The organism is Streptomyces sp. NPDC087901 (assembly GCF_044742205.1).
GTDB lineage: Bacteria > Actinomycetota > Actinomycetes > Streptomycetales > Streptomycetaceae > Streptomyces.
In genome coordinates this window covers 416,200-440,421 of sequence record NZ_JBIUUC010000001.1, presented here as the reverse complement: position 1 = coordinate 440,421, position 24,222 = coordinate 416,200, and the positions used below count along the sequence as shown (strand labels likewise).

Sequence of the window (24,222 nt, the reverse complement as noted above, 5' to 3'; positions counted from 1 at the left end):
CCCCCGGTGGTGGTCGGGCCGGTTCCTGTGCGGAGTTCCGCGTCGTCCGCGCGGAGCGCGGGCGGGGAAGTCCGGTCAGGACCCAGGGCTACGGGGGGCGAGGCCGGCGCCTCCGGGTGATGCGGTGTCACAGTCGCTTGACTCCCTTGATCCGTCCGGCGCGGGCGGCGCGGTTGCGGGCGGCCTTGACGCGCAGTCCGCCGCGCTGGCTGCCGATCCGGAGCCCGGTGCCCGCGGCGAGCCAGCCGGCCGCGGCATCGCCGCGCCCGGAGGAGGACTCGGTGAGCGGGTCGTTCACCGTGCGTCTGGCGATCGCCATGATCAGCGGAACGGTGAACGGCGCGAGAAGCAGGTCGTAGACGGCCGCGGTGAACAGCAGGCTGCCCAGCCCCACATGGCGGGCCGCCGTGTCGCCGACGAGCGCGCCGACGCCGGCGTAGAGCAGGGTCGATCCGACCGCCGCCGCGACGACCACCGCCATCGGGACGAAGGCGGACTTCAGCTGCCCGTTCTCCGGCCTGGCGAGTCCGGCGAGGTAGCCGATGACGCAGAGCACCAGGGCGTACCGCCCGGCGGCGTGGTCGGCCGGGGGTGCCAGGTCGGCGAGGAGGCCCGCGCCGAAGCCGATGAGGGCCCCGCTGACGTGCCCGTACACGAAGGCCAGTCCGAGGACGACCATGAGCAGCAGATCGGGTACGGCGCCGGGGAGCTGGAGCCGGGAGAGTACGGACACCTGGACGACGAGGGCGATCACGACCAGAACGATGGAGAGCAGAGTCCGGTTGACACGCATGGGGATCAGCTCTACCTCTGTTCGTTTACCGCGTTGTCGGCGTTCGGTGTGGCGTTCCCGCTGGGGTTGGGGTCCGGGCTCCCGCTGGGGCTCGCGCTCTGGTGGATGTTCCCGACGACGTTGCCGCTGGTGTCGACGATGTCGCCGTTGGGCGAGATGGTGACGGTGACGGTCGGGGTGGGCTTCGGCTTGGCCGGCTTGACGGCCTTCTTCGGCAGGACGGCGTCCCGGGGGTCCTCGCGGGGTGCCTGGACGACGATGCCGACGATGTCGAGCTTGGTGAAGCCGACGTACGGGCGGACGTAGACCGTACGGGTCAGTTCGCCGCCGGACGGGTCGACGCGGACGACCTCACCGACCGGGACGCCGGGCACGAAGGGCTTGTCCTTGCTGGAGCCGAACGTGACGAGGCGGTCGCCCTTCTTGACCTTGGCCTTGCCGTTCAGGAACTGGACGGACAGCGGGCGCGAGCCCTGGCCGGTGGCGAAGCCGAGTTCGTCGGTGGACTCCATACGGGTGCCGACGGTGAAGTCGGGGTCGTTGGCCAGGAGCACTGTGGCGGTGTCCGGGCCGACGGTGGTGACGCGGCCGACGAGTCCGTCGCCGTTGAGGACGGTCATGTCGCGCTTGAGGCCGTCCTTGGAGCCGGCGTCGATGGTGACGGTCCAGGAGAAGCCCTGGGCCGCTCCTATGGCGATGACTTCGGCGGCCTTGATGCCGTACTGGCCGGCGTCCGACTTCTTGAGCATCTTGTCGAGCTCGCGGACCCGGCTGCGGTTCTGGTCGTCGCTGCCGAGCTCGGCCTTGAGCGCGGCGTTCTGTTTCTCCAGCTCAGCGATCTTGTCGTGGCGGTCGCCGGAGGCGCGTACGGCCCCTATGGCGTTGCCCACCGGGTCGACCGCTGCCGCCACGCCGTTCTCCACCGGTCCGAAGACCGTGGCGGCGGCCTGCCGGGCGCCGTCCACCGGTGACTCCTCGCCGCCGCGGATGTCCACCGTGATCAGTGCGAATGCGATGGCGATCAGCAGCACCAGGAGCAGCCGGCTCTCTCGTGTGTCCCTCACGTGCGGCGGCCGTGCCTTCCTCGTAGGAATGTTCGTGCCTGTATATCAACGATCCTCCGCGCGGAGCGGCAGCGTCCGCGCGGAGGTCGTTGAATTTCTAGCGCCGGGGCTGGGCGTCCAGCACCTGCTGGAGAGCCTCGAACTCCTCGACGCACTTGCCGGATCCGAGCGCGACGGAGTCCAGCGGGTCCTCGGCGATGTGGATCGGCATGCCCGTCTCGTGGCGCAGCCGCTCGTCGAGGCCGCGCAGCAGCGCGCCGCCGCCGGTCAGGACGATGCCGCGGTCCATGACGTCGCCGGACAGCTCCGGCGGGCACTTGTCCAGCGTCGTCTTGACCGCGTCGACGATCGCGTTGACCGGCTCCTCGATCGCCTTGCGGACCTCGGTGGCGGAGATGACCACGGTCTTGGGCAGCCCCGAGACGAGGTCGCGGCCCCGGATCTCGGTGTGCTCCTCCTTCTCCAGCTCGAACGCCGAACCGATGGTGATCTTGATCTGTTCGGCGGTGCGCTCACCGAGCAGGAGCGAGTACTCCTTCTTGATGTGCTGGATGATCGCGTTGTCCAGCTCGTCACCGGCGACCCGGATGGACTGGGCAGTGACGATTCCGCCGAGCGAGATGACCGCGACCTCGGTGGTGCCGCCGCCGATGTCGACGACCATGTTGCCGGTGGCCTCGTGGACCGGCAGGCCGGAACCGATGGCCGCCGCCATGGGCTCCTCGATGATGTGCACCTGGCGTGCGCCGGCCTGCGTCGACGCCTCGATGACGGCGCGTCGCTCGACCCCGGTGATGCCGGAGGGCACGCAGACGACGACCCGCGGGCGGGCCAGGTAGCGGCGCTTGTGGATCTTCAGGATGAAGTAGCGGAGCATCCGCTCCGTGATCTCGAAGTCGGCGATCACGCCGTCCTTCAGGGGCCGTACGGCAACGATGTTGCCCGGTGTACGGCCGATCATCTTCTTGGCCTCGGAACCGACCGCGAGGATGCCGCCGGTGTTGGTGTTGATGGCCACGACGGACGGCTCGTTCAGAACGATGCCGCGCCCCCTGACGTACACCAGCGTGTTGGCAGTCCCGAGGTCGATAGCCATGTCACGGCCGATGAACGACATTGAGTTCCCCTTGTTCCCCATGAGGATGCGTCGGGCCTTCCCAAGCGAAAGCGGTGATGGCTTGTTTTGGTAGGCGAGGTGAGCGCTGCGGGCGTGGAAGCTTCCATCGTAGTGCCGGAAACACCGACACAGCGCGAGGGTCCTTCGCCATGCTGAGCAGAACGGGTGGCCGTTCCACTCATGGTGACGTTACGTCGGAGTCATGCGTTCCCGCGATCCGGAACCCTATGCCGAAGGGCGACCGAATTACTTCGGTCGCCCCAGGTCATCAGCGCTGTTCGGCTGATCCGAAGTCAGGAAAGTCCCGGAAAGAACAGCTTCATTTCTCGCTCTGCGGACTCCTCGGAGTCCGAGGCGTGGATGAGGTTCTCCCGGGTGATGGTGCCGAAGTCGCCACGGATCGATCCGGGCGCGGCGGCGATCGGGTCGGTGGGGCCCGCCAGGGCGCGCACGCCCTCGATGACCCGCTCGCCCTCGGCGACCAGCGCGACGACCGGGCCGGACTGCATGAACTCGACGAGCGGCTCGTAGAACGGGCGGCCGACGTGCTCGGCGTAGTGCTGCTCCAGCGTGGCGCGGTCGAGGGTACGGAGCTCCAGCGCCGTGATCTTCCAGCCGGCCTTGCGCTCGATGCGGCCGACGATTTCGCCGACCAGACCGCGACGGACGGCGTCGGGCTTGAGAAGAACGAGGGTGCGCTGGGTCATGTGCGGCTCCTTGCAGGCATACGGGTGCGGTGAGGCGAGGTTACAGGGGTTCGGTGACGGGCCGGCGGCCGGGTTTGGCCGCCCGGTCGCAGGCCGCCCGGCAGCCTCTCTCAGGTACCGGCAGGCGCCTGTGCGGCCTCCTGCGCGGCCCACCGGGCCTTCACCTCGTCGATCTTGCGGCCGTAGTGCACGGAGGCCCACCACAGGCCGCCGAAGACGAGGCCGAGGATGAACATCATCGGGACGACGAAGCCACTGGCGAGCAGCGCGATCTGGAGCGCCCAGCCGAGCTGTATGCCCCCGGGACGGGTGATCATCCCGCAGAGCAGCACGGAGAGCAGCATGCCGATGCCGCAGACCGTCCAGACCGTGGCGGACGTCAGGTCGTCGGACTTCATCGCGACGAGTCCGGCGAACCCGATCACGAAGAACTCACCGATCAGCGTCGATGCACAGAGCGTACGCACTTCGGTCAGCGCCTTCCCATAAGCAGCCGGGCCTCGCCGACCGTGATCACGGATCCGGTCACCAGCACCCCGGCGCCCGCGTACTCGTCCTCTTCCTCGGCGAGGGTGATCGCCGCCTCCAGCGCGTCGTCGAGCCGGGGTTCGACCTGGACCCGGTCGTTGCCGAAGACCTCGACGGCTACCGCGGCGAGCTCGTCCGCGTCCATCGCGCGTGCGCTGGAGTTCTGGGTGACGACGACCTCGGCGAAGATCGGCTCGAAGGCCTCCAGGAGCCCCCGGACGTCCTTGTCGCCGCTGGCGCCGACCACACCGATCAGCCGGGAGAAACCGAAGGCCTCGGAGAGCCCCTCGGCGGTGGCCAGGGCGCCCGCCGGGTTGTGCGCGGCGTCCAGGACGACGGTCGGGCTGGAGCGGACCACTTCGAGGCGGCCCGGCGAGATCACCGCGGCGAAGGCCTTACGGATGATGTCGGCGTCGAGCGATCCGGTCTGCTCGGCGCCGATCCCGAAGAACGCCTCGACCGCGCAGAGCGCCACCACCGCGTTGCGTGCCTGGTGGGCGCCGTACAGCGGAAGGAAGATGTTGTCGTACTCGCCGCCGAGGCCGCGCAGCGTCAGCAGCTGGCCGCCGACCGCGATCTCCCGGGAGACGACACCGAACTCCATGCCTTCGCGGGCCACGGTGGCGTCGACCTCGACGGCCTTCTTCAGCATCACCTGGGCGGCGTCGACGGGCTGCTGGGCGAGGATGACCGTCGCGCCCTGCTTGATGATCCCGGACTTCTCCACCGCGATCTCGCCGGGCGTGGAGCCCAGCCGGTCGGTGTGATCCAGGGAGATGGGGGTGACGACGGCGACCGTGGAGTCGATCACGTTGGTCGCGTCCCAGCTGCCGCCCATGCCGACCTCGACGACGGCGACGTCGACCGGCGCGTCGGCGAAGGCCGCGTACGCCATGCCGGTCAGCACCTCGAAGAAGGAGAGCCGGTAGGGCTGCTGCGCGTCGACCATCTCGACGTACGGCTTGATGTCCTGGTACGTCTCGACGAACCGCTCGGGGTCCATCGGAGAGCCGTCCAGGCTGATCCGCTCGGTGATCGACTGGACGTGCGGCGAGGTGTAGCGGCCGGTGCGCAGATCGAAGGCGCCGAGGAGCGCCTCGATCATGCGGGCGGTGCTCGTCTTGCCGTTGGTACCGGTGATGTGGATGGAGGGGTAGGCGCGCTGCGGCTCGCCGAGCACGTCCATCAGCGCGGCGATGCGCGCCACCGACGGCTCCAGCTTGGTCTCGCCCCAGCGCCCGGCGAGCTCCTGCTCCACCGCGCGCAGCGCCTTGTCCACCTCCGGATCGGCGGGGCGGGCGGGGACCTCGTCACTCTGGGGCGGCCCGGAGGCGGCGCGCAGCGTACGGCTCCCGGCCTCGATCACCGCCAGGTCGGGGTCGCGCTGGGTCGCTTCGTCGACGATCTCCGCGAAGGTCTCGTCGGAGTCGGACGCGTCGTGCCGGTCGGAAGGGCGGGGCTCACTCACGGGGCCCAGTCTACGGATCGGCACGGACATCGCGCGCAGCGCCCGGCGACCCTGGGCAAGAGGAAGCCCCCGTACCCCTCCTGCGGGGGACACGGGGGCTTCGTGACGGTCTCAGCCCTGTGGCAGGGACGCCAGCTGGCTGGTGATCCGCTCGATGTCGGCCTCTGCCTTGGCGAGCCGGCCACGGATCTTGTCGACCACGTTGTCCGGGGCCTTGGCCAGGAACGCCTCGTTGCCGAGCTTGCCGGTGGCCTGCGCCTTCTCCTTCTGCGCGGCCTCCAAGTCCTTCGTGAGGCGCTTGCGCTCGGCGCCGACGTCGATCGTGCCGGAGAGGTCGAGCGCGACGGTGGCACCCGCGACCGGCAGCGACGCGGTGGCGTGGAAGCCGTCGCCGGCCGGCTGGAGCCGCGCGAGCTGGCGGATGGCCGCCTCGTGCGGGGCGAGCGCGGTCCCGGTCAGGGTGAGCTCGGCCGGGACCTTCTGGCCGGGCTGGAGACCCTGGTCGTTGCGGAAGCGGCGGACCTCGGTGACGACCTGCTGGACGAGCTCGATCTCCTGCTCGGCCGCGTCGTCACGGAAACCGCTGTCCTTGGGCCAGTCGGCGATGACGACGGACTCGCGGCCGGTGAGCGCGGTCCACAGGCTCTCCGTGACGAACGGGACGACGGGGTGCAGCACACGCAGCATCACGTCGAGGACCTCGCCCAGGACCCGGCCGGAGACCTCGGCCGGGCGGCCGCCGCCGAAGAACGTGGTCTTGGACAGCTCGAGGTACCAGTCGAAGACCTCGTCCCAGGCGAAGTGCCGGAGCGCCTCGCTGAGCTTGGAGAACTGGAAGTCGTCGTAGTACGCGTCGACTTCGGCGACCGTCTTGTTGAGGCGGGACAGGATCCAGCGGTCGGTCACCGACATCTCGTCGGCGGACGGCAGCTCGCCCTCGATCGTCGCGCCGTTCATGAGCGCGAAGCGGGTGGCGTTCCAGATCTTGTTGGAGAACTTGGCGGAACCCTGGACCCACTCCTCACCGATCGGGACGTCGGTGCCGGGGTTGGCGCCGCGCGCGAGCGTGAAGCGCAGCGCGTCGGAGCCGTACTTGTCCATCCAGTCCAGCGGGTTGACCACGTTGCCGAAGGACTTCGACATCTTCTTGCCGTGCTCGTCGCGGACCATGCCGTGCAGGACGATCGTCTCGAACGGCGGGACGCCGTCGTTGACGTACAGGCCGAACATCATCATCCGGGCGACCCAGAAGAAGAGGATGTCGTAGCCGGTGACCAGGACGGAGTTCGGGTAGAACTTCGCGAGGCTGTCGGTCTGTTCGGGCCAGCCGAGCGTGGAGAACGGCCACAGGCCGGAGGAGAACCAGGTGTCCAGGACATCGCTGTCCTGGGTCCAGCCCTCGCCCGTGGGCACCTCGTCGTCCGGTCCGACGCAGACGACCTCGCCGTTCGGGCCGTACCAGACGGGGATGCGGTGGCCCCACCAGAGCTGGCGCGAGATGCACCAGTCATGGAGGTTGTCGACCCAGTCGAAGTACCGCTTCTCCATCTCCTGCGGGTGGATCTTGACCTTGCCGTCGCGGACGGCGTCACCGGCCGCCTTGGCGAGCGGGGCGACCTTGACCCACCACTGGAGGGAGAGGCGCGGCTCGATGGTGGTCTTGCAGCGCGAGCAGTGCCCGACGGAGTGGACGTACGGCCGCTTCTCGGCGACGATCCGGCCCTCGGCCCGCAGGGCGGCGACGATGGCGGAGCGGGCCTCCAGGCGGTCCAGGCCCTGGAAGGGGCCGGGGACCGTGATGACGGCGCGCTCGTCGAGGACCGTGAGGAACGGCAGGTCGTGACGCTTGCCGATCTCGAAGTCGTTCGGGTCGTGCGCCGGGGTCACCTTGACGGCTCCGGTGCCGAACGCCGGGTCGACGTGGTGGTCGGCGACGACCGGGATCGTACGGTCCGTCAGCGGCAGCTTGATCTGCTTGCCGACCAGATGCTTGTAGCGCTCGTCATCGGGGTGGACGGCGACGGCGGTGTCACCGAGCATCGTCTCGGCGCGGGTGGTGGCGACGACGATGGTCTCGTCGCCCTCGCCGTACTGCATGGAGACGAGCTCGCCGTCGTCCTCCTGGTACTCGACCTCGATGTCGGAGATCGCGGTGAGGCAGCGGGGGCACCAGTTGATGATGCGCTCGGCGCGGTAGATCAGCTCGTCTTCGTACATCTGCTTGAAGACCGTCTGGACGGCCTTGGACAGGCCCTCGTCCATGGTGAAGCGCTCACGGGACCATGCGACGCCCTCGCCGAGGCGGCGCATCTGCCCGGAGATCTGGCCGCCGGACTCGTTCTTCCACTGCCAGACACGCTCGACGAAGGCCTCGCGGCCCAGGTCGTGGCGGGACTTGCCCTCCTTGCCGAGCTCGCGCTCGACGACGTTCTGGGTGGCGATGCCGGCGTGGTCCATGCCGGGCTGGTAGAGCGCCTCGAACCCCTGCATCCGCTTGCGGCGGACGAGGGCGTCGATCAGCGTGTGCTCGAAGGCGTGTCCCAGGTGCAGGGATCCGGTGACGTTGGGCGGCGGGATGACGATGGAGTACGGCGGCTTGTCGCTGTTCTCGTCCGCCTCGAAGTAGCCGCGTTCTACCCAGCGCTCGTACAGCTTCCCCTCCACCTCGGCCGGCGTGTACTGGGTCGGCAGTTCGGGGGTGCTGGCTGGCTGCTGCGCTGCGTTCTCGGTCACGCCCCACAGTTTAGGGCCGTCACAAGCGTGCACTGAAACCGGTTTGTTCAGTAACGGTCTCCCTCCCGGTGCCCCACGGTCGTGGGCCGTCCGTCAGGATGTTCGGAACGCATAAGAACGCATGAGCATGACGAACAGGGGACACCGCAGATGAGCTACAACCAGCCGGGCCCGTACGACGGCCAGCCGCAGCAGGGCCAGCCCGGCCCGTACGGCCAGCAGCCGGGCCCGTACGGCGGCCCGCCGCCGCAGGGCCAGCCGCAGGGCCAGCCCGGCTACGGCTACCCGCAGCAGGCCCCCCAGGGTGTTCCGCCCCAGCAGCAGCCCCCGCAGCCGGGCTACGGCTACCCGCAGGCCCAGCAGCCCGGCCCGTACGGCCAGCAGCCCCCCACTCCCCCGTACGGCGGCCAGCCGGCATACGGCCAGCAGCCGGGATTTCCGCCGGCCGCTCCGCCGAAGAAGAAGACCGGCCTGATCGTGGGCGGCGTGATCGTGGCGCTGGCGGTCATCGGGGGCGGGGTGTACTTCCTGACGTCGGGCGGCGCCAGCAACAGCGATGTCGCGGACTCCACCAAGGGGTACAAGCTGACGCCTGCGGCTTCGGTGGACGCGTACAAGGCCACGGGCAGCGCCAAGACTGTCAGCCCGCTGACCGGCGCCAAGAAGACCTCGATCGAAAACTCGGGGATCAAGAACCCCAGCGGCGTCAGCACGAGCTACCAGGGCGGCTCGGAGAAGGATCTGAGCATGAAGATCCTCAGCTTCCAGGGCTACTGGGGCGACGTGAGCGACCCGGCTGCGGTGATCAACCACTCGTTCGACGAGGCCAAGGCAAACATGAACCAGGGAGACAGCGGGACCAAGGCCGAGTTGCTCGGTTCACCGAAGGATGTCACCCCGGCTGGGTTCAAGGGCGCGCTGATGCGGTGCCAGAACCTCAAGATGGACAACCCCGAGGGTGACGGAAGTGTCGACAAGGGGCCGAAGTCCCTTGAGATGCCTGTCTGCATCTGGGCCGACTACAGCACCGTCGGCATCGTCACCGGCATCGACATGGGTCTCGCCATGACCAACAAGTCCATGTCGCAGGATGACGTAGCCGCCCTCACGGCGAAGCTCTACAACACCTCCCGCACCAAGAACTGATCCACGCAACGCGAAGGGGCGCCCCGCCGGCTGAACCGGCGGGGCGCCCCTTCGCGTTGCCTACGAAACCGCGGCTACGCCGACTTCTCGTGCCGCCCGTCGTCGCCCTTGCCGATCGTCCGCGGCTCGCGCGGGACCAGGGTCGGGTTGACGTTGTTGCGGACCACGTCCGACGTGATGACGACCCGGGCGACGTCCTTGCGGGACGGCACCTCGTACATCACCGACTGGAGGACCTCCTCCATGATGGCTCGCAGGCCGCGCGCGCCGGTCTGGCGCAGGATCGCCTGGTCGGCGATGGCCTCCAGCGCCTCGCGCTCGAACTCCAGCTCCACACCGTCGAGTTCGAACAGCCGCTGGTACTGCTTCACCAGGGCGTTGCGCGGCTCGATGAGGATCTGGAGCAGAGCCTCGCGGTCCAGGTTGTGGACCGAGGTCAGGACCGGGAGGCGGCCGATGAACTCGGGGATCATCCCGAACTTCACCAGGTCCTCCGGCATGACCTCCTGGAACTGGTCGCTCGCCTGGATCTCCCGCTTGGAGCGGATCGTGGCGCCGAAGCCGATGCCCTTGGCGCCGGCCCGGGACTCGATGATCTTCTCGAGGCCGGAGAACGCGCCGCCCACGATGAACAGCACGTTCGTCGTGTCGATCTGGATGAACTCCTGGTGCGGGTGCTTCCGCCCGCCCTGCGGCGGCACGGAGGCGGTGGTGCCCTCCAGGATCTTCAGCAGGGCCTGCTGCACGCCCTCGCCGGAGACATCGCGGGTGATCGACGGGTTCTCGCTCTTGCGGGCGACCTTGTCGATCTCGTCGATGTAGATGATCCCGGTCTCGGCCTTCTTGACGTCGTAGTCCGCGGCCTGGATCAGCTTCAGCAGGATGTTCTCGACGTCCTCGCCGACATAGCCGGCCTCCGTCAGCGCCGTCGCGTCGGCGATGGCGAACGGGACGTTGAGCATGCGGGCCAGTGTCTGCGCGAGGAGCGTCTTGCCCGAGCCCGTGGGGCCCAGCAGCAGGATGTTGGACTTGGCGAGTTCGATCGCGTCGTCGCGGTTCGCACCGCCGCCGTTCTCACCGGCCTGGACCCGCTTGTAGTGGTTGTACACAGCGACCGAGAGGGCCTTCTTCGCGGGCTCCTGCCCGACGACGTACCCCTCGAGGAACTCGTAGATCTCGCGAGGCTTGGGAAGTTCTTCCCAGCGGACCTCGCTCGTCTCCGCGAGCTCCTCCTCGATGATCTCGTTGCAGAGATCGATGCACTCGTCGCAGATGTACACACCGGGTCCCGCGATGAGCTTCTTCACCTGCTTCTGGCTCTTTCCGCAGAACGAGCACTTGAGCAGGTCGCCGCCATCACCGATGCGTGCCACGAGGTGCTTCCCCTTCGCCTGGGAGACGCCTGGTTCAGCGGCTCCTGGTGCCTCTATCCGACGGTACCTTGCCTGGCCCCCCGTTCGGGCCCCCCTTGGCACGGTTCACACGGCCGAGGCCGGGTGAGCCTGCCGTACCAAGGGGTAAAGGCCGACGTCAGGCGGCCGCTCCGGCCGCGCTCTTACGGGTCGCGACGATCTGGTCGACCAGACCGTAGGCCAGGGCGTCATCGGCGGTCAGGATCTTGTCGCGCTCGATGTCGTCACGGATCTTCTCGATCGGCGTGGTGGAGTGCTTGGCCAGCAGCTCCTCCAGCTGGGCCCGCATCCGCAGGATCTCGTTGGCCGCGATCTCCAGGTCGGAGAGCTGCTCACGGCCGGTCTGCGAGGACGGCTGGTGGATCAGGACACGCGCGTTCGGCAGCGCCAGGCGCTTGCCCGGCGTGCCCGCGGCGAGCAGCACGGCCGCGGCGGAGGCCGCCTGGCCCATGCAGACCGTCTGGATGTCCGGCTTCACGAACTGCATCGTGTCGTAGATCGCGGTGAGCGCGGTGAACGAGCCGCCGGGGCTGTTGATGTAGATCGAGATGTCCCGGTCCGGGTCCATCGACTCCAGGCACAGCAGCTGCGCCATGACGTCGTTGGCGGACGCGTCGTCGATCTGCACACCGAGGAAGATCACGCGCTCCTCGAAGAGCTTCGCGTACGGGTCGTACTCACGCACGCCCTGCGAGGTGCGCTCCACGAAGCGCGGGACGATGTAGCGGTTGTCCACCTGCGGGCCGGTGTAGAGGCCGCTCGCGGACGCGCCGGGGAAGTTGTTCATGTGGGTGTTCACCATCCTGGTGGCGTTCTGTGGCTGGGTGTCTCGGCGTACGAGAGAAAAGCGGTGCGGTGTGGCGCGATCCGGTGGGAGCCGGGTCAGGCGCCGGTGCCGCCGCCGCCCGGAACGCCCGATGCGACCGTGATGATCTCGTCGATGAGGCCGTACTCCTTGGCCTCCTCCGCGGTGTACCAGCGGTCACGGTCGCCGTCGCGGATGATCGTCTCCACGGTCTGGCCGGAGTGGCGGGCGGTGATCTCCGCCATCCGCTGCTTGGTGCGCAGCAGGTACTGGGCCTGGATCTTGATGTCCGACGCCGTACCGCCGATACCGGCCGAACCCTGGTGCATGAGGATGTCGGTGTTCGGGAGCGCGAAGCGCTTGCCGGCGGCGCCGCCGGTGAGCAGGAACTGGCCCATCGAGGCCGCCATGCCCATACCGATGGTGACGACGTCGTTCGGGATGTACTGCATGGTGTCGTAGACCGCCATGCCGGCCGTCACCGAACCGCCGGGGCTGTTGATGTAGAGGTAGATGTCCTTGTCCGGCTCGGCGGCAAGGAGAAGCAGCTGTGCGGTGATCTTGTTGGCGATGTCATCGTCGACCTGCTGACCGAGGAAGATGATGCGCTCGCCGAGCAGTCGGCTGTAGACCTGGTCACCGAGGCCTCCACCGAGGGACGGCTCTCCGGCGGCGTAGGGCATCAGATTCGTCACGTATCCACCTGCTCGTCTCTGACGGCTCCGGCCGTCTCAGCGTCTTCGTACCGGGTGGGCCGGGACTGCCCGACCCTTCCTCTTCATGGACCCTAACGCGCAGGTGGGACAACGCCATCCCGCTTCCGCAACTGTTCGCTGGGAGCGCAAGCTCCGCAGTCCGCACAAGGGTTGTGGGGAACGTCCGCCGATACGACGACGGGCTCCGGACGCAGTGGCGTCCGGAGCCCGTCGTGCGGGGTTCAGCGCGAGGCTCAGGCCTCGGTCTTCTCCTCGGAGGCGTCGGCGGTGCCCTCGGCGGCCTCGACCACCTCGGTGGCCTCCTCCGCCGCCTCTTCGTCGTCCTCCAGCTCGACGAGCTCACCATTGGTGTCGACGACCTTGGCGGCCTCGACGACCACGGCCAGCGCCTTGCCGCGGGCGACCTCGCCGACGAGCATCGGCACCTGGCCACCCTCGACGACGGCCTGGGCGAACTGGTCCGGGCTCATGCCGGAGGAAGCAGCGCGCCGCATGAGGTGCTCGGTGAGCTCCTCCTGGTTGACGTTCAGCTTCTCCTTGTTGACGAGCTCGTCAAGGATGAACTGGGTCTTGATGCCCTTGATGGCCTGCTCGGACGTCTCCGCCTCGAACTCCTCGAGGGTCTTGCCCTGGATCTCCAGGTACTTCTCGAGGTCGAGACCCATCTGGCCGAGCTGGTGGTGCTCCAGGTTGTGCTTGCGGGTCTGGACCTCGTCCGCGAGCAGCTTCTCCGGGATCGGGACCTCGGCGAGCTTCAGCAGCTCCTCGAGGACGCGCTCCTGGGCCTGGGTGGCCTGGTCGTACTGCTTGGTGTTCTCCAGGCGCTTGCGGCTGTCCGCCTGCAGCTCCTCCAGCGTGTCGAACTCGCTGGCCATCTGGGCGAAGTCGTCGTCCAGCTCGGGGAGCTCACGGGCGGCGACGGCGGTGACCTTGACGGTGACCTCCGCGTCCTTGCCCTCGGCGGAGCCGCCCTTCAGCGCGGAGGTGAAGGTGGCCTCGCCACCCGCCTCCAGGCCGGTGACGGCGTCGTCGATGCCTTCGAGGAGCTCGCCGGAACCGATGGTGTACGAGACACCCTCGGCCACGCCGTCCTCGAGGACCTCGCCCTCGACCTTGGCCTGCAGGTCGATCGTCACGACGTCGCCCTCGGCGGCGGCGCGCTCGACCGGGTTGGTCGAGGCGAAGCGCTCGCGGAGCTGCTCCACGGCCTTCTCGACGTCCTCGTCGGTGACCTCAAGCGCGTCGACGGTGACCTCGATGCCGGAGTAGTCCGGGATCTCGATCTCGGGGCGTACGTCAACCTCGGCGGTGAAGGACAGCAGCTCGCCGTCCTTCAGCTCCGTGATGTCGACCTCCGGCTGGCCGAGGACGTTGAGCTCACCCTCGTTGACGGCCTCGGTGTAGAACTTCGGGAGCGCGTCGTTGACGGCCTCCTCCAGCACTGCACCACGGCCGAACCGCTGGTCGATGACCCGGTTGGGGATCTTGCCCTTGCGGAACCCCTTCACCGTGACCTGCTGGTTGATCTTCTTGTACGCCGCGTCGAGGCTGTCCTTGAGCTCCTCGAAGGGCACCTCAATGCTGAGCCGAACCCGGGTCGGGTTCAGGGTCTCCACGGCGCTCTTCACGGTTCGGTCTCCTTGGTGGCTGACTTCTTGGGGTTCTGCTCCACCGCACAGGAGGCGGCTTCGCGGACCGAGCCCGGTACATCAGACACACGGGCACGCATTTTGCATAGTAACGGCAAGGGGGAGAACTCCCACAATGCGATCTTGCCGGTGGTCGGGGTGGCCGGATTCGAACCGACGACCTTCCGCTCCCAAAGCGGACGCGCTACCAAGCTGCGCCACACCCCGTCGGTGCGACACGTAGGGTACATGCAGACGGGCAGTGCATCGGACGCTTTTACGCGGGCGCCGCCGGACTCGGAGCCGCGTGCCGCAATCAGGTGTGCGGACAACGGCCGCGACCCGCTACGATGCTTCTCGTGCCGCGGTCCCCGTGACCTGCGGTGCGCTGCATGCGGGCGTAGCTCAATGGTAGAGCCCTAGTCTTCCAAACTAGCTACGCGGGTTCGATTCCCGTCGCCCGCTCCATGCTTCGGGCCCGGCCCGGCGGATCCCCTCGGGGATGTCCGCCGGACCGGGCCTCCTGCGTTCCCGGCCGGCTCCGGCCGCCCCCGCACGGAGCGGCCCCGGCCAGTGGCCGACCCGACGGACAGTTGACCTGCCGGACAGTTGATCCGGCAGACAGCTGATCCGTCGGAAGCCGATCTGTTCAGAAGCTGATCTGGTTGATGCTCTGCGCTATCGAGTCCATGAACTTCTGGATCGACGGCGCCATGCCGGTCGATGCCAGGAAGAAGCCGAAGAGCACCGCGACGATCGCGGGTCCGGCCTTGATGGAGCCACCTCGGATCAGGACCACCAGGATGATCGCCAAAAGAAGCACCACGGACAGTGAAATGGCCACGACTGCTCACACCCTCGGTCGGTCCGCCTTGCCGGCCCGGAGGCGTGCGGCCGCGCACTCCTCCGTTGGCATCCATCGTGCCACCAACTCCCCTGTGGTCGCTGCCAGGTGAGGAATCGACCTGTCGATATCGCGCCATCTTGCGCCCCCTGCGCCCCCTGCGCGCCGGTCACTTGACGAGGCGGGACCGAGCGCCGGCCGTGCGGCACCAGGCCCTCCGGCAGAGCGCCCAGCAGCGGAGACCCTCTGCGGCCAGGAAATTGCAACGGTGATCGTTTCCGTATCCACACAGTTCATTCACAGGCAATTCCTATGCCGAGGCGAGACGTAATTGACCGCGATCAACTGCCTGCCGATATGCACCATTTAAGCAGGATTAACACGGGCATACCGGACAGTTTTCGATGGTTTGACATTTAATCGAACGGGAACACGCAATATCCGACGGTGGTTTTACGAATTGCAATCGAGGCGTCTAGGGTGCCTGAGATGTTCCAAGCTCCGAACGTATTTCAGAGGGCCACGCTCCCACCGGCGACCCGGGAGTCGGAGCCCAGACCCCGAGCAGTGGTGATCACGGACGACGGCCCCGCCCCGGCCCCGGTCCGGCCTGCGAAGGACGCTGCCTCGAAGAGGCGTGACGCCTACTTCGACAATGCCAAGTACCTGGCCATCGTGCTGGTCGCGGTGGCTCACTCATGGGTGCCGGTCATGGAAGGGAGCAGGGCGGCCCGGGCGCTGTACATGGTGACCTACACCTTCCACATGCCGGCCTTCATCATCATCTCCGGCTACTTCTCGCGCTCGTTCGACATGAGCCCGGCCAAGGCGAAGCGCCTGATCACCGGCGTCGCCGTGCCGTACGTGGTGTTCGAGACGGCCTACACGCTGTTCCGGCGGTACGCCAACGGCGAGTCCGACGCCGCGATCAGCCTGACCGACCCGTGGTACCTCGCCTGGTTCCTGATCGCGCTGTTCATCTGGCGGCTCACCACCCCGCTGTGGCGCAGCATGCGCTACCCGCTGACGGTCTCCCTCGTCATCGCCGTGCTCGCATCGGTCACCCCCGGGATCACCGAGCACCTCGACCTGCCGCGCGTACTGCAGTTTCTGCCGTTCTTTGTTCTCGGCCTCCAACTCAAGCCCGAGCACTTCCAGTTGGTCCGACGCCGTGAGGTGCGCCTGCTGTCCTTGCCGCTGTTCGCCGGGGCGTTGGCCCTTGCCTACTGGGTGGCGCCGCGGATCACGACGGACTGGTTCCTGCGTGACTACTCCGCCCAGGACCTGGACGCACCCTGGTGGGCGGGCGTGCTCATGACGCTCTTGCTGTTCGGTGGAGCGGTGCTGCTCACCGCCGGGTTCCTGTCATGGGTCCCCAGGCGCCACATGTGGTTCACGGTGCTCGGAGCCGGCACGATCTGCGGCTATCTGCTGCACGGGTTCATGGTGAAGGGCGTCGAGTACTCCGGGCTCATCGACCGGAACGACTGGCTGGTCTCGCCGGCCGGTCTGGTGCTGGTCACCGTCGTCGCCTCGGCCGGGGTGACTCTGATGTGCACGCCGCCGGTACGGCGAGTCCTGCGGTGCGTGACCGAGCCGGACATGAACTGGGCGTTCCGGCGGGAGTCCGCGAAGCTCTGAGCGGAACACCTCGGAGAGCAGAACACCGCCGTCAGGCACCCGGACACGTCGGAGCCCGGCCCGTTCGCGGGCCGGGCTCCGACGTGTTGGCTCAATCCCGTTGTTCGGCGGACGGTTGCGGGACGGTGAGCCCGAGCAGCTCCCGTACCAGCGCATACTTTTCGGTCAGCCGGGTACGGGTCGCCGGCTCCAGCGCCGCGAGGCGGGCCGGGTCGGCGTTGTGCGCGAGGTCGGCCTCCTTGATCAGCAGGGCGCCGGGCGTGGCCAGGATGCGCCGGGAGTACGCCGGCAGGTCCTCGCCGTCCCGCTTGGTGACGGCGAGGACCATGTCCTTGACCTTCTGCGGCAGCGCGGCCCCGGCCAGCCACTGCTCCGACAGCGCGTCGTCCTCGACCGCGTCGTGCAGCCAGGCCGCGGCGATCTGTTCGTTGCTGCCGCCCCGGGCCCGCACCCCCTCGGCGACGGCCGCAAGGTGCTCGCTGTACGGCCTGCCCGCCTTGTCCCGCTGCGCGGCATGGGCCTCGCGGGCGATGGCCTCGACTTCGGTCAGGGTCAGCTGTGCGCGTGATGCCGTCATGGCCCGACCCTACGAGGCGCCGCCCTCGTTGCCTGCCCTTCACCGAGAGCCCACCGACGGTCATAGTTGCAGCGTCAATCGTTCGGTAAACTAATTACTGACGATTTCTTGACGCTCTCTTGACCTGACGAAGGACAAGCTCATCGGACACGCAGACACGCTCATAGCCATGGGCGGCGCCTTCCTCGCCGCCGCCGTCCTCGCCCGCGTCGGCAGCCGTATCGGACTGCCGACCATCCCGCTGTTCATCCTGGCGGGGATCCTGCTCGGCCCGCACACCCCCGGCATCGTTCTCGTCGCCGACCCGCACGACCTGGAGATGCTCTCCGCACTCGGCCTGGTGCTGCTGCTCTTCTACCTCGGCCTGGAGTTCCACCTCGACGACCTCAAAGCGGGCGGCCGCAAGATGGCCGTCGCGGGCGGCGCCTACCTCGCCCTGAACGTCGGCGCCGGGCTCGGGTTCGGCTTCGCGCTCGGCTGGGGCACCTCGGAGGCGCTGGTCCTCGCCGGGGTGCTCGGCATCTCGTCGTCGGCCATCGTCACCAAGGTCCTGGTGGACCTCGGCCGCATCGGCAATCCGGAGACCAAACCGATCCTCGGCATCATCGTCGTCGAGGACGTGTTCCTCGCCCTGTACCTGGCAGCCCTCCAGCCCATCCTCTCGGGCGCCGACAGCCTCGCATCGGCCGCGGTCGACGGCGGCAAGGCCTTCGGATTCCTGCTGATCCTCGCGCTCGCCGCCCGGTTCGGCACCAAGGTCATCGGCAAGCTCATCAACACCCGGGACGACGAACTCCTCGTCATCTCCTTCCTCGGCGCCGCCGTCCTCGTGGCCGGCATCTCCGAGTGGTTCGGCGTCGCTGACGCCATCGGCGCCTTCATGGTGGGCCTGATGCTCGGCAGCACGACCTCGGGGACCCGCATCCTCAAGCTGGTCCATCCGCTGCGCGACGCCTTCGGCGCGATCTTCTTCTTCGCCTTCGGCCTCTCCATCAACCCGGGCGACCTGCCGACCGTGCTGTGGCCGGTACTGGCCGCCGTGGCGGTGACCCTCGCCATGAACGTCGTGGCCGGGCTCGCCGCCGCGAAGGTGTACGCGTTCGGCCCGCAGGCCACGGCGAACATCTCCACGACCCTGGTGGCGCGCGGCGAGTTCGCCCTGATCCTCGCCACGATGGCGGCGGGCGCGGGGCTGGACGAACGGCTCTCCCCGTTCATCGCGGGCTATGTGCTCGTCCTCGCGGTCCTGGCACCCCTGGCTGCCGGGCGCTCGCACTGGCTGGCCCGGCTGCTGCCCGGCGGGCGCGAGGCGATTCCGCTCCCGATCCGGTGACGTGTACCCGGCTGCGTTGACGTGCGTCCGGTTCGAGCCGGTTGTGCACGGTTCAGGATCTGCGTGACAGCAGCAGCAGTGCCCGGTCGTCGTTGACGTCCTTGGCGCAGGCCTCGATGAGGTGCCAGGCCGCGCCCTCGAAGCCCGTGGTGACATAGCGGTCGGCCTCGCCCGTCAGCCGGTCGATGCCTTCCGCGATGTCACGGTCGGAGGCCTCCACCAGCCCGTCGGTGAACAGCATCAGCACGTCACCGGGGGCCAGATGCCCCTTGACGGCGTCGAACTCCGCCCCGTCGTACACCCCCAGCAGCGGGCCCTCCGCCGCCATCTCCTCCCACTGACCGCTGCCGGCGTGGAGCTGGAGGGCGGGCGGATGGCCTGCCGAGAGGAGCTCGTAGTCACCGGACTCCAGGTCCAGGACCAGGTGGATCGAGGTGGCGAAGCCCTCGTCCCAGTCCTGGCGCAGCAGATAGCCGTTGGCCGCGGGCAGGAAGCCGTGCGGCGGCAGCGATCCGAGGAGTCCGCCGAAGGCACCGGAGAGCAGCAGTGCCCGGGAGCCCGCGTCCATGCCCTTCCCGGAGACGTCGGTGAGTACGGCCTCCAGCGTGCGGCCGCCGTTGGTGCGGGCCGCGACGACGAAGTCCCCGGAGAAGGACTGGCCGCCCGCCGGGCGCAGCGACATCTCGCGGTGCCAGCCCTGCGGGAGGCGGGGCAGCGCGCTCTGGACCCGGATGCGTTCGCGCAGGTCGAAGAGCATGGTGCCGCCGCGCCGCCACGGAACGCCGACCCTGGCACGGAACTGGGCGAGGATCAGGCCCAGGAATCCGCAGGCGGCGACCGCCAGCACGGTGCCGGGGGTGACCCGGGCCGGGCCGTCCTCGTACGGACCGAGCCAGAGGGACTCCACGATCAGGGCCGCGGCGGCGGTCGCGTACAGGCCGAGCAGGCTGGCGGGCCGCAGCAGCAGTCCGCCGGCGACGATCGGCAGGACGAGCATGGTGGGCGAGCACCACACCGGGTTCCACAGGGTGGCGCAGGTGATCGCCGGGATGGTCAGCAGCAGCCCGGCCAGGGCGATCCAGTCCGATCCGTCCCCGCGGAAGTAGTCGACCCCGGACCTGCGCAGCGTGGTGCGTACCCGGTGTGCCGATTTCCGCCATCGGGCCGGGTATCTCTCTGCTCCTGCGCGTCGGGCCATTGCGGGGACCTTATCCACCCTGCGGGCTCCGGTGCAGGGGGACCCCTGTGACAATGCGTTCGAAAACGACTCGCCTCGCTGCGAAAGCCCTGGTAGGGATGGCATATGACAACAGAGCTCCGCGTTTTGCAGCCTTCCGAATGGAACAAGTGGTTCTCGTCCTTGGAGCTCGCGTTCGGAGGGGCCCAGGAGCCCGCCGAGCAGCGGGAGCAGTATCAGTCCGTGACCGAGTACGAGCGGTCGATCGGAATCTGGGACGGCGACGACGTGGTCGCGACGGCGGGTGCGTTCAGCTTCCGGGTGGCCGTGCCCGGCGGGGCGCTGGTGCCGGCGGCCGGGGTCACGATGGTGAGCGTCGCGTCCACCCACCGCAGGCGCGGCCTGCTGACCGCGATGATGCGCCGCCAGCTCGACGACGTACGGGCGCTGGGTGAGCCGGTTGCCCTGCTGACGGCGTCGGAGCCGGCGATCTACGGCCGGTTCGGGTACGGGGCGGCGACCCGTCAGATGTCGCTGGCGATCGACACGGACCGGGTGCGGCTGAGCGTGCCCGAGGGCACGGACGAGGTCCGGCTGCGGTACGCGCGCGAGGACGAGGCGGTCGCGGCGTGCGAGAGCGTGTACGCGAGGCTGGTGCCGGGCCGGCCCGGCACCCCGGCCCACGGTCCCGGCTGGGAGCGCAAGTCGCTGGTCGATCCGGCGAGTTCACGCGAGGGCGGCTCTGCGCTGCAGTGCCTGCTGGCGGAACGTGACGGCGAACTCGTCGGCTATACGAATTACCACATCAAGCCGGAATGGGAGAATGCGGGCCCCAAGGGGCGCATCGTGGTGAGCGATCTGGCGGCGCTGGACCCGGCGGCGTACGCGGCGCTGTGGCAGTTCCTGTTCGGGATCGACCTGACATCGACGGTCGAGGCACGGAACAGGCCGGCGGACGACGCCGTACTGCATCTGGTGTCGGACGTGCGGCGGTGCGACATCCGGCTGCGGGACTCACTCCATGTACGTCTGGTGGACGTGGGCGCCGCGCTGGAGGCGCGGACCTACCGGGGCCCACTGGACGTGGTGTTCGAGGTCGAGGACACCTTCTGCCCCTGGAACGAGGGGCGTTGGCGGCTGACGGTCGACGCGAAGGGTGGCGCGTCGTGCAAGCGCACCGAGGACGCGGCTGATCTGGCGCTGTCGGTACGGGAGTTGGGCTGCGCGTATCTGGGCGGTGAGGCACTGGTCTCGCTGGCCCAGGCCGGACGGGTGCGCGAGCTGCGGGCCGGTGCGGTGACGGAGGCGTCGTCGGCGTTCCTGTCCGACGTGGCGCCGTGGCTGCCGCGGGGGTTCTAGGGCACTGTCAGGCGGACTGGCACCCCGGACACCAGAACAGGTTCCGGGCTGCCAGGTCAGCCGTGCGGATCTCCGTACCGCAGATGTGGCAGGACCGGCGGGCGCGCCGGTAGACGTACACCTCGCCGCCGTGGTCGTCCACGCGCGGCGGGCGGCCCATGGCCTCGGGCAGGTGCTCGGGACGCACCGTGTCGATGCGGTTGTTCCGCACGCCCTCGCGCATCAGCGCGCCCAGGTCCGCCCAGATCGCGTCCCACTCGCGGCGGGTGAGGTCCCTGCCGGCCCGGTACGGGTCGATGCCGTGCCGGAACAGCACCTCGGCGCGGTACACGTTTCCCACGCCCGCGACGACCTTCTGGTCCATCAGCAGGGCCGCCACGGTGATCCGGCTGCGGGAGATCCGCTGCCAGGCCCGCTCGCCGTCGTCACCGGGGCGCAGCGGGTCGGGGCCCAGCCGGTCGTGTATCGCGCGCTTCTCGGCGTCGGTGATCAGGGCGCAGGTGGTGGGGCCCCGCAGATCCGCGTGGTGCTCGTCGTTCAGGATGCGCAGCCGGACCGTGTCGGTGGGCGGCGGGGCGGGGACCGTACCGAATCCGAGCTTGCCGAACAGGCCGAGGTGGATGTGGACCCAGCCGGTGTCCCGGAAGCCGAGGAAGAGGTGCTTGCCGTGGGCGTCCGCCCCGTCCAGCACCCGGCCGTCGAGCAGGGCCGCGCTGTCGGAGAACTTTCCCTGCGGGCTGCTCACCCGCACCGGCCACCCGGCGAACCGGTCCCGGTGGTCCTCCGCGAGGCGGTGGATGGTGTGTCCCTCGGGCACGGCTGCGGTTCTCCTCGGTGAGGTGAGAGGTGTGGGGCTGGGCGGGGCGGACATGGCTGTGCCGCCGGGGCTGCCGGCGGCACGGAGTGGGTGGGGCGGTCAGCCCTGCTGCGGGTGGTGGGCCGGGATCGGGGGGAGCTCGCCGGTGTTCTCGTACGCCGTGAGCATCTCGATGCGGCGGGTGTGCCGCTCCTCGCCCGAGTACGGGGTGGAGAGGAAGATCTCGACGAACTTGGTGGACTCCTCGGCCGTGTGCATCCGGCCGCCGATGGAGATCACGTTGGCGTTGTTGTGCTCGCGGCCCAGCGCGGCGGTCTGCTCGCTCCAGGCGAGTGCGGCGCGGACGCCCTTGACCTTGTTCGCGGCCATCTGCTCGCCGTTGCCCGAACCACCGATCACGATTCCGAGGCTGTCCGGGTCCGCGGCCGTCTTCTCGGCGGCACGCAGGCAGAACGGCGGGTAGTCGTCCTGGGCGTCATAGATGTGGGGACCGCAGTCGACGACTTCGTGGCCCTGTGCCTTGAGCCACTCGACGAGGTGGTTCTTGAGTTCGTAACCGGCATGGTCGGATCCGAGGTACACGCGCATGGGAGGAGTGTGGCACGAGTGACGCCGGGTAGCCGACGACGGGGTGCGGTGTGCCTCTGATGTGCGGGCCCTGTGTGCGCAACGCCACTGAGGCAACGATCCGGTCAACGAACCGGAAGAGGGGGTTCCGCTTTCGGGGTTCATCGGGCTTCAATGCATCGCTTGCCCCTCCGCCACCGCGGGGCGGCCGGCAACGCAACCGAGTGATCCGAAAACGTAAGGATTCGATCCATGACGTCGCAGACGACTCTGGCAGGGCCGGGCCAACAGCCCGACGGGCCGGACCGTTCGGACCGGACGGAGTCCCAGGGCGGGCTCCAGGCCGGTCTCAAGAACCGTCACCTCTCGATGATCGCGATCGGCGGTGTGATCGGGGCGGGCCTGTTCGTGGGCTCCGGGGCCGGCATCGCCGCCGCCGGACCGGCCATTCTGCTGTCGTACGCACTGGTCGGCCTGATGGTCGTCTTCGTGATGCGGATGCTCGGCGAGATGGCGGCCGCCCGCCCCGCATCGGGCTCCTTCTCCACCTACGCCGACCAGGCGCTGGGCCGCTGGGCCGGTTTCTCGATCGGCTGGCTGTACTGGTTCTTCTGGGTCGTGGTGCTCGCCGTCGAGGCCACGGCGGGTGCCAAGATCCTGGAGGGCTGGGTACCGGGCGTACCGCAGTGGGGCTGGGCCCTGATCGTGATGCTGGTGCTGACCGCGACGAACCTGGTCTCGGTCGGTTCGTACGGCGAGTTCGAGTTCTGGTTCGCCGGGATCAAGGTGGTCGCGATCGGCGCGTTCGTGATCGTCGGTCTGCTCGCCGTCTTCGGCGTGCTGCCCGGATCGGACCACGCCGGATCGGGGCTCGCCCACCTCACCGACACCGGCGGCTTCTTCCCGGAGGGTCCGGGCGCGATCCTCACCGGGGTGCTGATGGTCGTCTTCTCCTTCATGGGCAGCGAGATCGTGACGCTGGCGGCCGGCGAGTCGGAGAACCCGCAGCGCGCCGTCCAGAAGGCCACCAACAGCGTCATCTGGCGGATCGCCGTCTTCTACCTGGGCTCGATCTTCATCGTGCTGACGCTGCTGCCGTGGAACGACCCGTCGATCCTCGAAAAGGGCAGCTACGTCGCCGCGCTCGACGTCATCGGCATCCCGCACGCCGGCCAGGTGATGGACGTCATCGTGCTGACGGCCGTGCTGTCCTGCCTCAACTCCGGCCTCTACACGGCCTCCCGGATGGCGTTCTCGCTCGGCGGCCGCGGCGACGCCCCCAAGGCGTTCGCCCGGACCAACAAGCGGGGCGTGCCGCAGGCGGCGATCCTCTCCTCCGTCGTCTTCGGCTTCGTCGCCGTCTTCTTCAACTACCAGTGGCCCGACACCGTCTTCGCGTTCCTGCTGAACTCCTCCGGCGCGGTCGCCCTCTTCGTCTGGCTGGTCATCTGCTTCACCCAGCTGCGGATGCGCGGGATCATCCTGCGCGAGTCCCCCGAGAAGCTCGTCGTGCGGATGTGGCTCTTCCCGTATCTGACCTGGGCGACCATCGCGATGATCTCGTTCGTGCTGGTCTACATGCTCACGGATGACGCCGGTCGCGAGCAGGTGCTGCTCTCGCTGCTGGTCGCGGTGCTGGTGGTGGCCGTCTCACTGGTCCGGGAGGCGCGCAGGCGCCGGAGCGGTACGCCGGCCGGGTCCACCGGAAGCTGATCATCCATACCTGACGGCTGTTGTCAGGTATGACGGGGAGGCTCTCCCTCGCAAGCGCATCGAGCGAGCGACTGGAG

21 protein-coding genes and 2 tRNA genes are annotated in these 24,222 nt (G+C 68.7%); 6 read left to right on the top strand and 17 right to left on the bottom strand.

What is annotated here, in order from left to right; all coding sequences use genetic code 11:
* Positions 1 to 127 precede the first annotated feature (127 nt).
* The 7 genes from mreD to ACIOEW_RS01870 all read right to left on the bottom strand — a co-directional run bounded on the left by mreD (position 128) and on the right by ACIOEW_RS01870 (position 8,410).
* A complete protein-coding gene (gene mreD, locus ACIOEW_RS01900) occupies positions 128 to 793 on the bottom strand; it encodes a rod shape-determining protein MreD (RefSeq protein WP_362540696.1) in 666 nt (221 codons plus the stop codon).
* Between the two features lie 11 nt (positions 794 to 804).
* A complete protein-coding gene (gene mreC / locus ACIOEW_RS01895) occupies positions 805 to 1,857 on the bottom strand; it encodes a rod shape-determining protein MreC (protein WP_401960471.1) in 1,053 nt (350 codons plus the stop codon).
* Between the two features lie 97 nt (positions 1,858 to 1,954).
* Positions 1,955 to 2,974 carry a rod shape-determining protein gene (locus ACIOEW_RS01890; RefSeq protein ID WP_362540690.1) on the bottom strand — a complete coding sequence of 340 codons (1,020 nt, stop codon included), beginning with the start codon at positions 2,972 to 2,974 and terminating at the stop codon, positions 1,955 to 1,957.
* 293 nt (positions 2,975 to 3,267) lie between these two features.
* Positions 3,268 to 3,681, bottom strand: a complete 414-nt coding sequence (gene ndk, locus ACIOEW_RS01885; protein ID WP_024492992.1) for a nucleoside-diphosphate kinase — start codon at positions 3,679 to 3,681, stop codon at positions 3,268 to 3,270.
* Positions 3,682 to 3,791: 110 nt separating this feature from the next.
* Positions 3,792 to 4,148 carry a DUF4233 domain-containing protein gene (locus ACIOEW_RS01880; protein WP_327711163.1) on the bottom strand — a complete coding sequence of 119 codons (357 nt, stop codon included), beginning with the start codon at positions 4,146 to 4,148 and terminating at the stop codon, positions 3,792 to 3,794.
* 5 nt (positions 4,149 to 4,153) lie between these two features.
* The gene (locus ACIOEW_RS01875; protein WP_401960467.1) at positions 4,154 to 5,677 is read right to left on the bottom strand and encodes a bifunctional folylpolyglutamate synthase/dihydrofolate synthase; all 1,524 of its coding nucleotides are present in this window, start codon (positions 5,675 to 5,677) and stop codon (positions 4,154 to 4,156) included.
* A gap of 111 nt (positions 5,678 to 5,788) precedes the next feature.
* On the bottom strand, positions 5,789 to 8,410 hold the full coding sequence (locus tag ACIOEW_RS01870; protein WP_362540681.1) for a valine--tRNA ligase: 2,622 nt from the start codon (positions 8,408 to 8,410) through the stop codon (positions 5,789 to 5,791).
* Between the two features lie 150 nt (positions 8,411 to 8,560).
* On the opposite strand from ACIOEW_RS01870, the gene ACIOEW_RS01865 reads away from it, so the two are divergent.
* Positions 8,561 to 9,556: a hypothetical protein gene (locus ACIOEW_RS01865; RefSeq protein ID WP_401960464.1), complete on the top strand. Its 996-nt coding sequence runs from the start codon at positions 8,561 to 8,563 to the stop codon at positions 9,554 to 9,556.
* A 74-nt stretch (positions 9,557 to 9,630) separates the two neighbouring features.
* Here the strand turns inward: ACIOEW_RS01865 and clpX are convergent, their stop codons facing one another.
* From clpX to ACIOEW_RS01840, 5 genes are all read right to left on the bottom strand, one after another.
* Positions 9,631 to 10,929 (bottom strand): ATP-dependent Clp protease ATP-binding subunit ClpX, encoded by a 1,299-nt coding sequence (gene clpX / locus ACIOEW_RS01860; protein WP_326662250.1) that lies wholly within the window; start codon positions 10,927 to 10,929, stop codon positions 9,631 to 9,633.
* A 157-nt stretch (positions 10,930 to 11,086) separates the two neighbouring features.
* The gene (locus tag ACIOEW_RS01855) at positions 11,087 to 11,770 is read right to left on the bottom strand and encodes an ATP-dependent Clp protease proteolytic subunit (RefSeq protein ID WP_350996974.1); all 684 of its coding nucleotides are present in this window, start codon (positions 11,768 to 11,770) and stop codon (positions 11,087 to 11,089) included.
* Between the two features lie 80 nt (positions 11,771 to 11,850).
* The gene (locus ACIOEW_RS01850; protein WP_168713553.1) at positions 11,851 to 12,456 is read right to left on the bottom strand and encodes an ATP-dependent Clp protease proteolytic subunit; all 606 of its coding nucleotides are present in this window, start codon (positions 12,454 to 12,456) and stop codon (positions 11,851 to 11,853) included.
* Positions 12,457 to 12,722: 266 nt separating this feature from the next.
* A complete protein-coding gene (tig, locus tag ACIOEW_RS01845) occupies positions 12,723 to 14,117 on the bottom strand; it encodes a trigger factor (RefSeq protein ID WP_362540675.1) in 1,395 nt (464 codons plus the stop codon).
* A 151-nt stretch (positions 14,118 to 14,268) separates the two neighbouring features.
* A tRNA-Pro gene (locus tag ACIOEW_RS01840) sits at positions 14,269 to 14,345 on the bottom strand.
* Between the two features lie 166 nt (positions 14,346 to 14,511).
* On the opposite strand from ACIOEW_RS01840, the gene ACIOEW_RS01835 reads away from it, so the two are divergent.
* Positions 14,512 to 14,585: transfer RNA gene (locus ACIOEW_RS01835), tRNA-Gly, on the top strand.
* A gap of 181 nt (positions 14,586 to 14,766) precedes the next feature.
* On the opposite strand, the gene ACIOEW_RS01830 is transcribed toward ACIOEW_RS01835, so the two are convergent.
* Complete coding sequence (locus ACIOEW_RS01830; protein ID WP_123471025.1) at positions 14,767 to 14,961, bottom strand: hypothetical protein; 195 nt, start codon at positions 14,959 to 14,961, stop codon at positions 14,767 to 14,769.
* 489 nt (positions 14,962 to 15,450) lie between these two features.
* Between ACIOEW_RS01830 and ACIOEW_RS01825 the strand changes: the two genes are divergently transcribed.
* Positions 15,451 to 16,602 carry an acyltransferase family protein gene (locus ACIOEW_RS01825; RefSeq protein ID WP_401960460.1) on the top strand — a complete coding sequence of 384 codons (1,152 nt, stop codon included), beginning with the start codon at positions 15,451 to 15,453 and terminating at the stop codon, positions 16,600 to 16,602.
* Positions 16,603 to 16,693: 91 nt separating this feature from the next.
* Here the strand turns inward: ACIOEW_RS01825 and ACIOEW_RS01820 are convergent, their stop codons facing one another.
* A complete protein-coding gene (locus tag ACIOEW_RS01820) occupies positions 16,694 to 17,179 on the bottom strand; it encodes an HD domain-containing protein (protein WP_401960458.1) in 486 nt (161 codons plus the stop codon).
* 169 nt (positions 17,180 to 17,348) lie between these two features.
* Here ACIOEW_RS01820 and ACIOEW_RS01815 point away from each other — a divergent pair, with 169 nt between their 5' ends.
* Positions 17,349 to 18,512, top strand: a complete 1,164-nt coding sequence (locus tag ACIOEW_RS01815) for a cation:proton antiporter (RefSeq protein ID WP_401960455.1) — start codon at positions 17,349 to 17,351, stop codon at positions 18,510 to 18,512.
* A gap of 52 nt (positions 18,513 to 18,564) precedes the next feature.
* Here ACIOEW_RS01815 and ACIOEW_RS01810 read toward each other — a convergent pair whose 3' ends face one another.
* Positions 18,565 to 19,710: a PP2C family protein-serine/threonine phosphatase gene (locus tag ACIOEW_RS01810; RefSeq protein WP_362540662.1), complete on the bottom strand. Its 1,146-nt coding sequence runs from the start codon at positions 19,708 to 19,710 to the stop codon at positions 18,565 to 18,567.
* A 105-nt stretch (positions 19,711 to 19,815) separates the two neighbouring features.
* On the opposite strand from ACIOEW_RS01810, the gene ACIOEW_RS01805 reads away from it, so the two are divergent.
* The gene (locus ACIOEW_RS01805; protein WP_362540659.1) at positions 19,816 to 21,048 is read left to right on the top strand and encodes a GNAT family N-acetyltransferase; all 1,233 of its coding nucleotides are present in this window, start codon (positions 19,816 to 19,818) and stop codon (positions 21,046 to 21,048) included.
* A gap of 7 nt (positions 21,049 to 21,055) precedes the next feature.
* On the opposite strand, the gene ACIOEW_RS01800 is transcribed toward ACIOEW_RS01805, so the two are convergent.
* Positions 21,056 to 21,865, bottom strand: coding sequence for an Fpg/Nei family DNA glycosylase (locus ACIOEW_RS01800; protein WP_401960450.1), 810 nt, complete (start codon positions 21,863 to 21,865; stop codon positions 21,056 to 21,058).
* Positions 21,866 to 21,964: 99 nt separating this feature from the next.
* Positions 21,965 to 22,453, bottom strand: a complete 489-nt coding sequence (locus ACIOEW_RS01795; protein ID WP_148018694.1) for a ribose-5-phosphate isomerase — start codon at positions 22,451 to 22,453, stop codon at positions 21,965 to 21,967.
* A 231-nt stretch (positions 22,454 to 22,684) separates the two neighbouring features.
* On the opposite strand from ACIOEW_RS01795, the gene ACIOEW_RS01790 reads away from it, so the two are divergent.
* On the top strand, positions 22,685 to 24,145 hold the full coding sequence (locus tag ACIOEW_RS01790) for an amino acid permease (RefSeq protein WP_401960447.1): 1,461 nt from the start codon (positions 22,685 to 22,687) through the stop codon (positions 24,143 to 24,145).
* Positions 24,146 to 24,222: the final 77 nt, after the last annotated feature.

Excerpts from the sequence above, each read along its gene's own strand:
- mreD (WP_362540696.1), bottom strand. The coding sequence starts at position 793 with ATGCGTGTCAACCGGACTCTGCTCTCCATCGTTCTGGTCGTGATCGCC.
- ACIOEW_RS01890 (WP_362540690.1), bottom strand. The coding sequence starts at position 2,974 with ATGTCGTTCATCGGCCGTGACATGGCTATCGACCTCGGGACTGCCAAC.
- ndk (WP_024492992.1), bottom strand. The coding sequence starts at position 3,681 with ATGACCCAGCGCACCCTCGTTCTTCTCAAGCCCGACGCCGTCCGTCGC.
- ACIOEW_RS01865 (WP_401960464.1), top strand. The coding sequence starts at position 8,561 with ATGAGCTACAACCAGCCGGGCCCGTACGACGGCCAGCCGCAGCAGGGC.
- ACIOEW_RS01855 (WP_350996974.1), bottom strand. The coding sequence starts at position 11,770 with ATGGTGAACACCCACATGAACAACTTCCCCGGCGCGTCCGCGAGCGGC.
- ACIOEW_RS01850 (WP_168713553.1), bottom strand. The coding sequence starts at position 12,456 with ATGCCCTACGCCGCCGGAGAGCCGTCCCTCGGTGGAGGCCTCGGTGAC.
- ACIOEW_RS01825 (WP_401960460.1), top strand. The coding sequence starts at position 15,451 with ATGTTCCAAGCTCCGAACGTATTTCAGAGGGCCACGCTCCCACCGGCG.
- ACIOEW_RS01820 (WP_401960458.1), bottom strand. The coding sequence starts at position 17,179 with ATGACGGCATCACGCGCACAGCTGACCCTGACCGAAGTCGAGGCCATC.
- ACIOEW_RS01815 (WP_401960455.1), top strand. The coding sequence starts at position 17,349 with ATGGGCGGCGCCTTCCTCGCCGCCGCCGTCCTCGCCCGCGTCGGCAGC.
- ACIOEW_RS01810 (WP_362540662.1), bottom strand. The coding sequence starts at position 19,710 with ATGGCCCGACGCGCAGGAGCAGAGAGATACCCGGCCCGATGGCGGAAA.
- ACIOEW_RS01805 (WP_362540659.1), top strand. The coding sequence starts at position 19,816 with ATGACAACAGAGCTCCGCGTTTTGCAGCCTTCCGAATGGAACAAGTGG.
- ACIOEW_RS01795 (WP_148018694.1), bottom strand. The coding sequence starts at position 22,453 with ATGCGCGTGTACCTCGGATCCGACCATGCCGGTTACGAACTCAAGAAC.
- ACIOEW_RS01790 (WP_401960447.1), top strand. The coding sequence starts at position 22,685 with ATGACGTCGCAGACGACTCTGGCAGGGCCGGGCCAACAGCCCGACGGG.